Annotated in this window: 10 protein-coding genes and 1 pseudogene; 3 read left to right on the forward strand and 8 right to left on the reverse strand. The window is 37.1% G+C overall.

Features of this window, described 5'->3' with window-relative positions:
* Nucleotides 1-64: 64 nt before the first annotated feature.
* On the reverse strand, nt 65-2080 hold the full coding sequence (locus EDD71_RS09730) for a sigma-54-dependent transcriptional regulator (RefSeq protein ID WP_133628549.1): 2016 nt from the start codon (nt 2078-2080) through the stop codon (nt 65-67).
* 586 nt (nt 2081-2666) lie between these two features.
* On the opposite strand from EDD71_RS09730, the gene EDD71_RS09735 reads away from it, so the two are divergent.
* Together EDD71_RS09735 and EDD71_RS09740 are read left to right on the forward strand one after the other, a co-directional pair.
* A complete protein-coding gene (locus tag EDD71_RS09735) occupies nt 2667-2831 on the forward strand; it encodes a PTS sugar transporter subunit IIB (protein ID WP_243116440.1) in 165 nt (54 codons plus the stop codon).
* Between the two features lie 312 nt (nt 2832-3143).
* Entirely contained in the window at nt 3144-4499 is a 1356-nt protein-coding gene (locus EDD71_RS09740; RefSeq protein WP_133628550.1) for a PTS sugar transporter subunit IIC, read from the forward strand.
* 665 nt (nt 4500-5164) lie between these two features.
* On the opposite strand, the pseudogene EDD71_RS09750 reads toward EDD71_RS09740, so the two are convergent.
* Nucleotides 5165-5500 (reverse strand): annotated as a pseudogene (locus EDD71_RS09750) (transposase); the annotation flags it as partial.
* Nucleotides 5501-5671: 171 nt separating this feature from the next.
* On the reverse strand, nt 5672-6019 hold the full coding sequence (locus EDD71_RS09755; RefSeq protein ID WP_133628552.1) for a transposase: 348 nt from the start codon (nt 6017-6019) through the stop codon (nt 5672-5674).
* A 164-nt stretch (nt 6020-6183) separates the two neighbouring features.
* Between EDD71_RS09755 and EDD71_RS09760 the strand changes: the two genes are divergently transcribed.
* The gene (locus EDD71_RS09760) at nt 6184-7596 is read left to right on the forward strand and encodes a glycoside hydrolase family 1 protein (RefSeq protein ID WP_133628553.1); all 1413 of its coding nucleotides are present in this window, start codon (nt 6184-6186) and stop codon (nt 7594-7596) included.
* Between the two features lie 89 nt (nt 7597-7685).
* Here EDD71_RS09760 and ltrA (EDD71_RS09765) read toward each other — a convergent pair whose 3' ends face one another.
* From ltrA (EDD71_RS09765) to EDD71_RS09785, 5 genes are all read right to left on the reverse strand, one after another.
* Entirely contained in the window at nt 7686-8930 is a 1245-nt protein-coding gene (ltrA, locus tag EDD71_RS09765) for a group II intron reverse transcriptase/maturase (protein WP_133628554.1), read from the reverse strand.
* A gap of 508 nt (nt 8931-9438) precedes the next feature.
* A complete protein-coding gene (gene ltrA / locus EDD71_RS09770; RefSeq protein ID WP_243116441.1) occupies nt 9439-10230 on the reverse strand; it encodes a group II intron reverse transcriptase/maturase in 792 nt (263 codons plus the stop codon).
* A 702-nt stretch (nt 10231-10932) separates the two neighbouring features.
* Entirely contained in the window at nt 10933-11187 is a 255-nt protein-coding gene (locus EDD71_RS09775; protein ID WP_341472336.1) for a DUF898 family protein, read from the reverse strand.
* A gap of 92 nt (nt 11188-11279) precedes the next feature.
* Nucleotides 11280-12650 carry a glycoside hydrolase family 1 protein gene (locus EDD71_RS09780; protein ID WP_133628556.1) on the reverse strand — a complete coding sequence of 457 codons (1371 nt, stop codon included), beginning with the start codon at nt 12648-12650 and terminating at the stop codon, nt 11280-11282.
* 153 nt (nt 12651-12803) lie between these two features.
* The gene (locus EDD71_RS09785) at nt 12804-14147 is read right to left on the reverse strand and encodes a PTS sugar transporter subunit IIC (RefSeq protein ID WP_133628557.1); all 1344 of its coding nucleotides are present in this window, start codon (nt 14145-14147) and stop codon (nt 12804-12806) included.
* Between the last annotated feature and the right edge of the window lie 84 nt (nt 14148-14231).

Raw genomic sequence — 14231 nt, forward strand, 5'->3', positions numbered from 1 at the left:
CCTTTTTCCCTTCCAAAATTTCAATAAAATAGAAAAAATCTAATTTCCTATAAAGAAAAAAGCTTTACTGGAAATTAGATGCGAAATCTCTGTTAAAATATGAGTTTACTTGCAATACTTCCTTGTAGATGTTGTCAAGAGAAAAACCAAGAAGAGCCTTTCTGGCTGCTACCAGTACGTGCAGAGTTGATACCAGTGGAATAACCTTTACAGATACGTTAAACTCCTTTTCTATTATCTCACCAAAAGTAGTAAGCGAACCCATATCTACAAGCACCAAGTAACCTTCAGAACTGGTATTCTCAGCAACATACCTTCTAAATGCATCCAGAACATCTGAAAGACTAACTTCGATTGGCGCATTAATACCAACAACATAGTTTTCTCCCAAGAGTTTGTTTGCAACATTTGCCATTGATGACGCAGTAGCTTCTCCATGAGCTATTAGCACAACCTTTACCTTGTCCCTGCTTTTATTGTTAATTTCTTCCTCTGGAAGCAAGAAAATAGTCAAGAATCCAGCCTCATCATCAGCAATAGAATGACGAATATGCTTTTCTATTATTTCCTTGGCACCGATAGCAGCGGCAAATTCTTCGGGATATAGTTTCATAATTTTTTTTAGCTCAGGGTTAGTGATTGATTTATTGCTGAGAACTCTCTTTATAAGGGTATTAATATGCAGGGCTAACGCAGTATACAAATTGTTATTAAAGTGCCTTTTTAAAGTTGATGAAAGGTAGTAAACAACCTTGTCAATGCAATCAAATATATCTTTATCTATTATACTCATAAGATTTTTCTTATTTAAGTCTTCAGATACTCCACTTATATGATTATCGAAATATCTAACGGTGTCATTTTCAAGTATATTTTCTATGGCTATATTAGCTATTCCCTGAGATTTTAAGTTTTCAAGCTTTTGATCAATCATCGCGTATATGCTATTTCCGCTGCTGCCAATAACCTCTTCGTTTAATTCTCTTGAAGCTGTAAACTTAAAATATTCTATCTCCTCACCAACAAGCTGGTTCCAAAGCACCCTGTGCTCCTTCTCTTTATAAAGCCCTTCCTTTATATAATGAGGGAGACTGGCACTATTTATCCTTATATCTGATTTTATATTGGTAAGGAATTCAGAATACGCTTTGGCACATATAAGCTGAATATCATTTTTCAACTGTCCTATGTTATGTGGGCAATCGTAAGAAAGAAGTGCTCTCATGGTATTTAAAGAAACATATATTTCTCTGTTTAACTTCACGCTTTCCTGCTTAAAAAAACTCTTTATAAGATAAAGCCTCTCTTCCAAAGATCTTTCCTTCAGAGATGGAATTTTTATCATCATAGGTATTCTGCGCATGAAGGTTTTAAGCAGCGAGGAACCAGGGTCCTCAGTAGTAGCACAGATTATAAGAACGTCAGATTTTCTGTCCTCAAAATCTCCTATCCTTCTGAAAGAACCGGTATCCATAAAGGTAAAAAGCATCTCTTGACCTTCAGGTGGGAGCCTGTGGACTTCATCCAGTAAAAGTACGCCCCCATTGGCCCTTTCTATTAATCCAACTCTATCTGACTCAGCACCGGTGTATGCACCTTTCTTAACTCCAAAAAGTTGAGAGGTAAGGAGTTGAGGGTTATTACTGTAATCTGCACAATTAAACACTATAAAAGGCGAGTTTGCAGCTCGTACTCCCATTTCTACTGAATATTCATACATTAATGAAGCAAACATTGATTTTCCCACTCCAGTATCCCCTAGCAGCAAGGATGGAATTCCTTTCGGTGGATATAGAATAGCAGCTTTCATCTGTTCAATAGCTTGAGTTAAGCTCATATTTTTTTTCTTCATCTGATCAAGTTTGCTTTCTTTATTTGAATTATTTCCTCTGTCCGGGATAAAAAAAAGTACAGGGCGACCGGATGACTTACACACTTTTCCTTCTTTTACAAGTGCATTCAACTCGTAGCTGACGTTTGACCTGGTCATTCCAACCATAGAAGCTAGGGTTTGAGCATCGATACCTTTATTATCGTTAAGTTCTAAAAGTTTTTTGTATATTAATTCCCTGTTAGTCATAGCCCCCTCCAATTAAATCTATTTAATCTATTAATATATAGAAAGCAATAATGCTCTCTACTGTCATCCTGAAGGAGGTGCTACTGAAGTATCTTACACCCTTTTAGAAGGTCCTTTGCTACACTCAGGATGGCAAGAGTACAAAATCACTAATGCTTTATATATAGTTATTATAAATTATAGAATATAGGTTTTCAATATTGTGTCTAAATAAGTTAGACACAAATGTGAAAGTGTAGTTTTTATTAATAAAATATCAGACACTATTACACTGAAATTCAGACACTATTGCACTAAAATTCAGACACTATTGCACTAAAATTCAGACACTAGATGCTTACGTGAATATTTTAAAGAATACAAATTTAAACAATTTATGATATTTTCTAATAAATCTGCTGTATTCGACAGCATTCCTTAATTAAGGGTTAAAGTTTGGCATGATATTTGCTTTATATTTATGTGTAAGCTAAATAACATATTGTTTTTATATAAATAAGTCACTTAGGAGTGAATACTGTTTCTTCAAAGGCTATGACGAGAAGGGCATAAAAAGTGACTTACCATTATAAATACTTAATGAGGTGTGAGTACGAAGATTTTATTAATATGTGCAGCTGGAATGAGTACAAGCCTTCTTGTTCAAAAAATGCAAAAGGAGGTTAAGCCTGAAGACGGAGAGGTTATAATTGAAGCAACTCCAATGGAAGAATTTAAGGGGAAGATTAGTAAATATGATGAGTTTTATTAGCTCCTCAAATCTCATTCAAGAATAAACAATTTACTAAAATAGCTGAAGGCACAATGTTCCATTAGGATGTATATCCGCAATTCAATATGAAAGACTTGAGGCAAAGGAAATATTACAAAATGCCTATAATTTAGCAAAGAAATAGTTTCAATAAAAATAACGGTTGCTGCAAGACCAACATTAATAATTTATTGAAACTACAATCTAAAACAAAAACAAATATATAATAAGCCATTTTATATGACAAGATTTAGGAATTATTAAGACTTATAAATAATTTAAAAATAATATGAGAAAGAAGGAGGAAAAATAATGAAATTTACACAAAAATTTATGGATTTTCTGGAAAACAAGATGGTTCCCGCTGCTGGAGCTTTAGCAAATCAAAGGCATCTTAAAGCAATGCGAGATGGTCTTGTACAGCTTATCCCATTAACAATACTTGGGGGATTAATATTAATGGTTGCAAATCCACCGGTAGCAGCAAGCGTTAAACCAACAAACTGGTTTTTATCAATAATGGTTGCCTGGAGAGATTGGGCTACTTATTGGAAGGCTGTTTTACTTGTGCCATATCAAATGTCCTTTGCATTGATGGGACTATTTGCTTGTGCTAATATTGCGTATCAATTGGCAGACTCGTATAAAATGAATACACTTTCAGCAGTTATGACAGCAATTGTATCTTTCCTTGTAACATGTGTTACTATCAATAAGGACGGCTCTTTTGTTGTAACCTACCTTGACGCCAAGGGAATGTTTACAGGTATACTGATTGCAATAATTACTGTAGAAATTACCAGATTCTTGATTAATAAGAATATTACAATAAAGATGCCTGATGGAGTTCCACCGGCAGTTACAAAATCATTTGAATCACTTATACCAATTGCAGTAAATGTTATTTTAATTTATGAACTTAGTTTAACTGTTAAGAATATATCCGGTCTTGTAGTACCTGCAGCAATAATGAAACTTCTTGCACCAGCATTCACAGCAGTTGACAGCGCTCCAGGAGTTTTCTTAAGTGGATTGCTTGCACAGCTTTTATGGTTTGCGGGAATACATGGTTCTTCAACAATAAAGACAGGAGTTCTTCAACCATTCCTCAATCAATATATCAGTGACAATGCAACTGCAGCTTTAAATGGACAGGCTCTGCCTCATATATTTACAGATCCATTCTGGAGTGCCTTTATGACAGTAGGTGGATCCGGAGCAACTTTAGCTTTAGTTATCCTAATGCTTTGGAGAGCTAAATCCGCTCAGATGAAATCCATAGGAAAGATAGCAATATTGCCGGGATTATTTAATATTAACGAACCAGTTATATTTGGTACACCGATGGTGTTAAATCCATTATTTATGGTACCGTTCCTACTAATTGAACCAATAAACGGAGTAATAGCTTTCCTGGCTGCAAAGGCAGGATTAATATCACCAGCTTACATTTTAGTACCATGGACAACACCTGGATTCATATCAGCTTTCCTTTCAAGCTTTGATTGGAAAAACATGGTGATGGTATTTTTCCTAATAGCATTAGATATAGTATTATACTATCCTTTCTTTGCAGTGTATGACAGAAAGTGTGCTAAGGAAGAGAGAGAGGCTTCAGCCCTTGCTGAATCAGGTGTTGTAGCAGGAGAGACTGTAGCAACAAAATAAAGATATTTCACTGAGAAGTATAATAAATTTCAAAGGAGCATTACTATATAGAAAGTAAAAATGATTTATAGTTTCATACAAAGTCTGGTAATGACTCTTTGAGGACATGTATTAATATAATTTATAAAGTTTTGAACAACTGATTTTATTTCCTCAACCGTAGGATAAAAGGTATTATTGAGAAAATTGCACAATTAAAAAATCTTTAATTTTCTTAATGTGGATAATTTTACGCGATTTTAAGTGCACTTTAATAAGCTATCAAAATTTCTTGTGGATAACTTAGAATTATATAAAATTGCTTTAAGCTGCTGTAGATAATGTTTTTTAGTGTTTAAGGCAAATGTTCCTGCAATTAGTGTTATGCAATTTAGCAATACCCAGGCCTTAGTATTACGAATTCCAGAGAACCTTATATTATCTGTATTAAGATAATCCTTCAATCTACTATTGCACCTTTCTATAGAGGTTCTTTTATCATAAAGACTTTGCCATTTTTCAGAGCCTCTAATAGGATAGCTAAAGAATCTATGGTTATTTTTATAGTTTACTTTAAGGCAATACCAATAGTTAGAACTGCTACATCAATTCATTCCGTTTGGACAGTTTACTTTGCCTAAGGCATAGGGACACCTGAATTTGAGATAGTCTCCGTCCTTGCCCCATTATGTTAATTCATAACCTTGAGAGCATATTGGATGAAGGTTCTCATTCATTCCTTCAGGTGGAGTGTAGCTCCCCCTCTTATTGTAAGCTATGATAGCCTGACCTTCGGTTTCATTAATGATGTAGTTATAGTTATCATCTATATCATATATGGAATCCATTATATAATAGCTTGGTGTAAATATTGAACCATACAATTCTTTAAGCTGTTTTATTAAAGGTATTGCTTCGATGCTATCATTCTTACTTGCAGGAGTAATAATTAAACTGAGCGGAAGCTCACTTTTGCAATTAGCAAGTATGTGAGCCTTCCAACCAAACCATTTAACATCATTGCCATCTGTATCTTTTTTATTTTCTCAATTAGGGGAAATACCATCGTCCTCAATTTTTGACTTAGGTTTTGGGCTTTCGAAGGAATCCAGTTTTGTAGAATCTATTGTTACCTCGGTTCCCTCGATGATACCCAGTTTCTTAGCTTTTAAAACTAAATTTTTAAATTCCTCTTACAAGTAATCAATTGAGGAAATTTTATCAAGAAATCTACTAAAGGTTGGTTCTGAAGGTGCTTTTTTCAAAACATCAAAACCACAGTAATATCTTAAAGCAGGATCTGGGTTAAGTCTTTCTACAAGACCATGTATATTTTTAATTTTCTTTAATTGCATAGCAATCAACGCATAGAAAAGTTTTGAGGCTTCATAGTCCTTCGGGCCTCTCTCATGGTCAGATTTAGAAAGATTTGTTTCTAAAACAGTAAGATCTAATTGCGATAAAACCATTTGAATTTTTGTTTTCGGCTGATATTTTATTATTTCTTCGAAGGATAAAAAGGTTTCTTGTCGAATATACATAAGTGAAATTCACTCCTTTGTCGGTTTATTTTGTTGCACTTAATATATTCGACATTTGGGGTGAATTTCCTTTTTGTATTAAGAAAAAGTCAGTTATTTCAATTCTTTAAAAATATGAAATTTGCTCAATTGCATAATGTTTAAGTCTCAAAGGAGGAGAATTTATGGCTAATTCAAATGACAAAAGATTTCCCGAAGGTTTTTTATGGGGAGGAGCCATCGCCGCAAACCAGGCTGAAGGTGCATGGAATGAGGATGGAAAGGGGCCTGACATAAGCAACGTAGTTACGCATGGTTTTACAAAACCCGCAGATGAGGATATTATAGAGGGCAAGTATTATCCGAGCCATGAAGCAATCGATTTTTATCATCGATATAAGGAGGATATTGCACTGTTTGGAGAAATGGGCTTTAACTGCTTTAGAACCTCAATAGCATGGTCCAGGATCTTCCCAAATGGGGATGACGCAGAGCCTAATGAAAAGGGGCTTCAGTTCTACGACGATTTGTTCGATGAAATGTTAAAATATGGAATGAAACCCGTTGTAACCATTTCACACTATGAAACACCTCTCCATTTGTTTAAAAAATATGGCGGATGGAGAAACAGAAAGCTTATCGAGTTTTTCACAAGGTATTGCGAAACCATTTTCAAAAGATATAAGGACAAGGTTAAGTATTGGATGACATTCAATGAAATAAACAACATGCACACAATTCCCTATGCCGCAGGTGCCATTAAATTTGAAGAGGGAGAAAATATTCTGCAGCCTATCTATCAGGCAAGCCACCATATGTTTGTGGCCAGCTCCCTTGCCGTTAAGCTGTGCCATCAAATTATCCCGGATGCAAAGATTGGATGTATGCTGTCACTTAGCGCCGTTTATCCAAATACCTGTCATCCTGATGATGTGTTTGGTGCATATGAGCTGAGAAGGCGTTCGCTTTTCTACTCGGATGTTCATTTAAGGGGATATTACCCAAGCTATATAAAACGTATTTGGGAGGAACGTGATGTACATGTACATATGGAGCAGGGAGACGAGGAAATCATAAGGCTCTATCCTGCCGACTACCTTGGCTTCAGCTACTACAGAAGCACAACCTACAAGGCTGGAATGCCGATACTTGGGCATACCGGCGGAATTGTAGGCCTTGAAAATCCCTATCTTAAGAGTACAGCATGGGGATGGCAGATAGACCCAAAGGGGCTTCGCTATGTATGCAATGAGTTGTATGACCGCTATCAAAAGCCATTGTTCATAGTTGAAAATGGACTGGGAGCCGATGATAAGGTTGAAGAGGACGGATCCATCATAGACGACTACCGTATCGACTATTTGAACAGCCATTTAAGAGAGGTTAGGGAGGCCATAAAGGACGGAGTTGATATTATAGGCTACACCTGGTGGGGTCCAATAGACATTGTAAGCGCCGGTACCGCGGAAATGAAGAAGCGCTATGGCTTCATATATGTTGACAAGGACAACGAGGGAAACGGTACCCTTAAGAGGGCAAAGAAAAAGAGTTTTTATTGGTATAAAAAGATTATAGAAACAAATGGTGAAATACTATAATTATACAGTGAGTAGGTAAACTCGGGATAGCTAATCCCGAGTTTTTCCCCCCTTAGAACCGTACGTGCGGGCCTCGCATACGGCTCCCATTATCCAGCTATTGGTAATATCCCAAATTTCCAATGTGCAAACAGATTTCTATCCCTTAACGCAATACTTCCCAACCAATACTCTGCTTTTCTTCTGTGTTTCCGCTTTTTATATTTCCTGCGGACCCATTTCACTAAGCAACCGTTGATATATCGAAGTACTCCATACATTTCTGATTTATAGAAATGCGTATAATAGTTAATCCAACCCACTATTCGCTTGTTAAACATATTTGCTATATCCCACAAATCCTTATCTACTTTAAGCTGTAATTTCCATCCTCTTACTTCCTTACGGATTGCCTTCTTTGCTTTTTCTGCTATTGCTGGCAGAAAGTTTGTAAAGTATTTACCATACTTGTTCTTGGCACCTCTAGGCTTAAATGTATACCCAAGAAAGTCAAATGTTATATTAGGATAATTTCCTTTTCTATCATCATCTTTGCAGTATACAATCATTGTTTTCTCAAGGTTTAATTGTAATCCGTATTGTTCAAATCGTTCCTGCAATCTTCTCTGTAAGTATTCCGCCTGCTTTAAAGATACGCAGTGTGCTACTCCATCATCCGCATATCTTGCCCAAGGAATTGTTTTAAATTTCTTTACCATAAAATCATCAAATACATAGTGCAAGAATAGATTTGCAAGTACCGGACTGATGACTCCACCTTGCGGAGTGCCGGAAGTTCTTGGTATTATTGTTCCATCTTCCATCTGAAATGGTGCCGCAAGCCACCTTTGAATATATAGGATAATCCACTCTTCATTTGTGTGTTTCCTTACCATTTCCATTAGAATGTCATGCCTGATATTATCAAACAGACCTTTGATGTCGAATTCAAGAACCCAGTCCTTCCTCCAGCATCTTTTCCTTGTGACTTCTAGTGCCTGTATTGCTGATTTATTTGGTCTGTATCCATAGGAGTCGTCATAAAACATAGGCTCTACTTGTGGTTCAAAGTATAGTTTTACTACCATTTGTGCAATTCTATCTTCAACGGTGGGAATACCCAATATTCTGGTTCCACCGTTTTTCTTTGGAAGTGCTACAGCTTTTACAGGTTTCGGAAAATAACTTCCTGATGACATTCTGTTCCAGATTTTGTAGAGGTTATTATTTAACTTCTTTTCAAAATCCTCTATAGACTGCTCATCAACTCCGTATGTTCCTTTGTTTGCTTTCACTTTCTCATAAGCCATAATTACAGCTCTCTTTGAGATATTAAACGGCTTTGTTTCTTGCATAAGTTCCTCCTCTTTTCCAAAGTTGACTTATTCTCGAAACTGGATAACTTAAAGTCCTTCGCTCCACTTCCATTACAGAGGCTTCATCACTACTACGACTCAATCTGCCTCCATGCTTGCATTGATACTCTTTTCTTACGGTTCTTCCGCTTGAAATACTCTCTTAACATCAAGCCGTGGGTTCCCACGTTCCATACAAACGCCTATACTAAAGTCATGCCACCTTTATGCCGTCCACCGCCTAGACAGTAAACAGGTTCCCTCTAGACTTATCCCAGGTTAACGACAACCCCCTGGTTTTGATGGAATCTATACGCTTTCGACATTTCCGTAAGTGGTTCACATGTTCATTCATCTCCTTAGTACTCACCTGACAGTTCTATACTGCCTTTTCCTTAACGCTCAATACCATAGCTTTTGACTATAGCACCTTAAGGTAGTTTGAAATCTCCACCTGTATGGCGATTTCGGTGGGCCTACCACCATCATTTGTATAGCATAGCTATCTTCATGTAGCCCTTTGGGCTTCATGAACTCGCCTTCGTGGCGCACTGTCATCGGCATATCTCACTATACGAATGTTATTGACCATCATCTTTTTGTCAAAGTAGTCTAAATAGATGTTAGCTAAAAGTGGAGAGATAACACCACCTTGAGAACACCCTTCCTCAGTATCATGAAAAGCACCATAATCCATCATGCCACTTTTAAGAAAGGATTTTATTAGCTTTAATACCTTGCCATCGCTTACCTTTCGGTTAACAGCCTTTAGTATCAGTTCGTGGTCAAGGGTGTCAAAGCACTTCGATAAGTCCATATCCACAACATATTCTAACCCATACTTGTTCATAAACCTTTCTGCTTTGGCTACCGCCCTTTGGCATGACCGTTTAGGTCTGTATCCATAGCTTGAAGGATGAAAGTCCGGCTCAAATATCGGTTGCATTATGTTTAAAAGTGCCTGCTGTACTACCCTATCCCTTACCGTAGGTATTCCTAAAGGCCTTTTACCTCCATCTGGTTTATCAATGTAAACTCTTTTGACTTCCCTAGGACAATACGTGTCAGTTTTAAGTTCATGATGAATTTTCTCTATGTTCTCCTCTAATTTGGCTTCAAAGTCTTCAATAGTCTCCCCATCTACTCCTGGAGCTCCCTTATTGGACTTCACTGCCTTGAAGGCTTCATAAAGATTATTTTTGTTATATACCTTGTCTATAAGACTGTACCATTTCTTCATCATGAACCTCCTTCGCTGTACTTCATGTGTTTTCTTCTCTGTAAATCGCAGTTCCTTCATTCAGTTCATAGGATTCTCTAGCCTAAGGCAATAATTCCTTACTATCTGAATTACTCTGCTTAACGCATACGATAAAACCAGTAGTTCGCCACCCCGGTAATATCGTTCTTCTCAGCATTTCAGCATCAGTTATCTTCGTTTATTTTACAGATAGAGAACAAATCCATACACTTTAGTTTTCCTTCATCCCTTCGCAAATATGAACTCTTTTGGATATCCATATCCCACCATAACCAGGTATGGTGTCCTCTTAGTTTTACCCTCCAGTCTGTTACCAGCTTTCATTGGCTAAGAGTTAATAACTACTACGGATTCTTCTGCCGCCTGCACTACATCATCTTTCCCTTGTGTTTCCACTTGTTCAGATTTACCTGCTAACGCAGGATAGTACAGGTTTTCCCCAGATAAGTTTGCCTGCCCGAACATGAACCCATCCGTCCAAACTTAAGGAGTTATCCAACTTTTGGGCTTTCCCACTTTGTGCAGGGTTACCCACTCCATAAGCCAACCCTCGGTTCGCTCTCGCTATGTTCCATGTTCCCCCTTCAGCTTCCTTCAGACATAACCGTCGCCGATTATGCCCTTGCTTACGGGTTGTCTTCCCGCTCATAAGGTGACAAGGCTTCTTTCAGCCTATCGGCTCAGCAAACATGCTGGGCGTACACAAAAAAGAGCCTTGTTGTTAGGCTCTTTAAATAAATCCTATGCAAAATGTGTATGCTTAGCTTTCCACTTATTTAGCGCTATCCCTAGCCAGAAACTATATATTCCTAATGTAACAACACAAAGCAACCACCACTTAATCCAGTTCCCAAATAATTGTACTGCTTTACCATCAAATTTTAATCTTCTGCCTTCTACAACTGCATGATTAATCTTCCATCCATAAAGCTTGCATACAGCCCAGGGATAGCAAATACCGAATGTGCATATTGTAACTATAGTGCCTAATAACAACCATCCTATATACTGTAATTCTCAGGAGGCCGGCACCTTACAAAACAACTGGCAGTCATATGACTGCCAGTATTATTAAATGAGCAATTATTTTATCCTAAATCTTCTCCATTGGTTGCTATTACCTTTTGGAACCAGCCAAAGCTCTTTTTCTTATATCTCTTCAAATCCCTTAAATCCTTTTCATCACGGTTTACAAAAATAACACCATAACGTTTTTTCATTTCTCCCTTGGAACTTAGTATGTCGGTTGAACCCCACATGAGGTAGCCAAATACCTCTACGCCCTCTTCCATAGCAAGCTTCATTTGTTCAATATGGTTTTTCATATAATCAATACGATAATCATCCTCTACCGTATTGTTCTCATTTAACTCTTCTATAACGCCAATTCCGTTTTCACTTATAAGAATAGGCATTCTATATCTTGCATAAACATCCTTTAGTGCTATTCTAAGGCCTATTGGATCTATAGTCCATCCCCATTCAGTTGTCTTTAAATATGGATTTGGTCCTACGCCTTTAATAAATTCTTTATCTTCTCCATGGATTTCCTTAACAGTCTTGCTTTGATAATAGCTAAAGGTTAAATAATCCGGTTTATTTTCCTTTAATAATTCTAAATCTCCGTCCTCAAATTTAGGCGTAATGCCCTTATTTTTCCAATAGCTTGTAATGTATGTTGGATATTCACCATGGACAAACACGTCGAAGAAGAGGTCTACATTAAGTTCCTTTGCTTTATAAGTTGCAAGTACATCCTCTGGTTTGCAGGTTAATGGATATAGGGTATTATAGGTTACCATTCCACCCATTTTTGCATCGGGAACCAATTCGTGCAGTGCCTTTGTAGCCTTGCAGTGCGCTACAAATATATTGTGGCATAATTGATATCTAAAGGCTTCTTCATCAACACCCTCGGGAACTGTCTCGCCCCAATATCCCGGACGCTGCAGTACTAAATTTTGTTCATTAAATGTAATCCAGTACTTAACTCTATCGCCAAAGTGTTCAAATAAAATCCTTGCGTATCTTTCGAATGCATCCACAACTTCCCTTGAGGCAAAACCATTGTATTTCTTAGCAAGGGCTAAAGGTAAGTCAAAATGATACATTGTCATTACCGGCTGCATGCCATTTGCTATTAACTCATCGATCAAGTTGTCATAAAATTTTAAGCCTTCTTCATTAATTTCACCTTCACCATCAGGAATGATTCTTGACCATGAGAAACTGGTGCGATAAGCATTGAATCCCAATTCCTTAAATAGTGCAATATCTTCCCTATATCTATGGTAGAAATCAACAGCTACCTTCCAATCTGAAGAATCCTCCCTTACTGGTCTTACGTCTACTATTGATAATCCCTTTCCACCTTCATTCCATGCACCTTCAGTTTGAAAGGAAGTTACTGCGCCTCCCCATAAAAAACCTTCAGGGATTATGTTTTTCTTTTTCTCCATAAGTATACCTCTTTCGTCTAGATTTTATTTTTAAGATGTCAGCTTTTCTTTACTTTATTCATTATTTGGATGTCCTCTTAATGGGGAGAGGCTGACTAAAAGTATTTAGCCTGCCTCTTCTTTTAATTGTTTTTAATTCATTATATCTACAGTTTATGCTCTAACTGAACTGCTATCAATTGCTGCTTCCATCTGGCTTTGTCTTTCCTGTTCAAGCAGAATTTGATCCTGTTTCTTAAAGAATGGGAAGTATATTGCTGTAGAAGTTAAAGTAAGAATTACCTGTAACAGAGCACCTTTCCATCCGGAAACCAGAAATCCTGATATTATTGGAGGAGTAGTCCATGGAACATTTACCCCTGAGAAAGGTGCCATAAATCCAAATTTAATAGCATAATAGGTTATTACTGCTGCAACAGTTGGAGCAGCTACGAATGGTATAAACATTATTGGGTTCATTACTATTGGGAATCCAAATAATACAGGCTCATTAATATTGAAAATTCCTGGTCCTAAGGCAAGCTTACCTACTGATTTCGACTGTGCTGATTTTCCAACTAAAATCATACAAAGAACTAGTCCTAAAGTTAGTCCTGATCCACCAAACTGTAAAAATAGTGCCCTAAACTGCTCAGTTACTACGCGGGCTCCATTTTCAATTGTTAAAGCCTGTCCACCATCAAGTATTGACTGGTTAGCTGCCATATTTGCGAGTAATAATGATTGGGTCACGGCGTTTACAATCTGTGAACCATGAACACCAAACCACCAGAAGAATGATATAAAGATTGATATTAACAATGCACCTGGTAAGGAATCTGTGAATCCTTGAAGTGGTGTTTGAAGTACCTTATATATAAATTCAATAAATGTTGTCTTTAAAACAACCTTGAACACATGGTATACAACTGTAGCACCAACAATGATAACAAAACCTGGTATCAAAGCTGCAAACTGATTGGAAACTCCCGTAGGAACACTGTCTGGAAGTTTAATTGTAATCTTCTTTCTTAAGAACCAGCTATATGTATATCCAACAATAAGACCAATAATTATAGCTGTAACCATTCCTCTTCCGCCAAGCCAGGTTCTAGGAATAACTCCTGTTATTACAGATTTATCGGGTGCAGTAGTAGTCTGGTTTAAGGTAATTAAAAATGAAATCAATCCTATTACACCTGCTGGTACTGCAGGATAACCTTCATTTCTAGTGTAGCTATAAGCTATACCAAATACAGCGATTAAAGCTATTATACTAAAGCTTGAATTATAAGCTTGAAGTAAAGGGTCTGTCCATGTTTTACCGAATTGTTCTGCCATCCACGCATTGAAAGCTGGTATTGGTATATTTGCAAGTAGGAGGAATACTGATCCTATTAGTGTAACAGGAAGTGTATACATCATTCCTTCTTTAACTGCAACAACGGCTTTAAGATTTACGAACTTCATTACATTGCTAATTATCTTGTCTCCGATTTGCTCGGTTTTGAGCGACATAATTTCAATCCCCCTTAAATAATTATAGTTATGATTGCTTTGAGAATTTTAGATTAATCATTGACAAAATTCTCACTCTGCTCT

It is taken from the genome of Fonticella tunisiensis, from assembly GCF_004364155.1.
In the GTDB taxonomy this organism is placed as follows: Bacteria; Bacillota; Clostridia; order Clostridiales; family Caloramatoraceae; genus Fonticella; species Fonticella tunisiensis.

Bases quoted from the DNA above. Each gene is read 5' to 3' on its own strand.
- EDD71_RS09730 (WP_133628549.1), bottom strand. From the start codon at position 2,080: ATGACTAACAGGGAATTAATATACAAAAAACTTTTAGAACTTAACGAT.
- EDD71_RS09740 (WP_133628550.1), top strand. From the start codon at position 3,144: ATGAAATTTACACAAAAATTTATGGATTTTCTGGAAAACAAGATGGTT.
- EDD71_RS09755 (WP_133628552.1), bottom strand. From the start codon at position 6,019: ATGTATATTCGACAAGAAACCTTTTTATCCTTCGAAGAAATAATAAAA.
- EDD71_RS09760 (WP_133628553.1), top strand. From the start codon at position 6,184: ATGGCTAATTCAAATGACAAAAGATTTCCCGAAGGTTTTTTATGGGGA.
- ltrA (WP_133628554.1), bottom strand. From the start codon at position 8,930: ATGCAAGAAACAAAGCCGTTTAATATCTCAAAGAGAGCTGTAATTATG.
- ltrA (WP_243116441.1), bottom strand. From the start codon at position 10,230: ATGAAGGAACTGCGATTTACAGAGAAGAAAACACATGAAGTACAGCGA.
- EDD71_RS09780 (WP_133628556.1), bottom strand. From the start codon at position 12,650: ATGGAGAAAAAGAAAAACATAATCCCTGAAGGTTTTTTATGGGGAGGC.
- EDD71_RS09785 (WP_133628557.1), bottom strand. From the start codon at position 14,147: ATGTCGCTCAAAACCGAGCAAATCGGAGACAAGATAATTAGCAATGTA.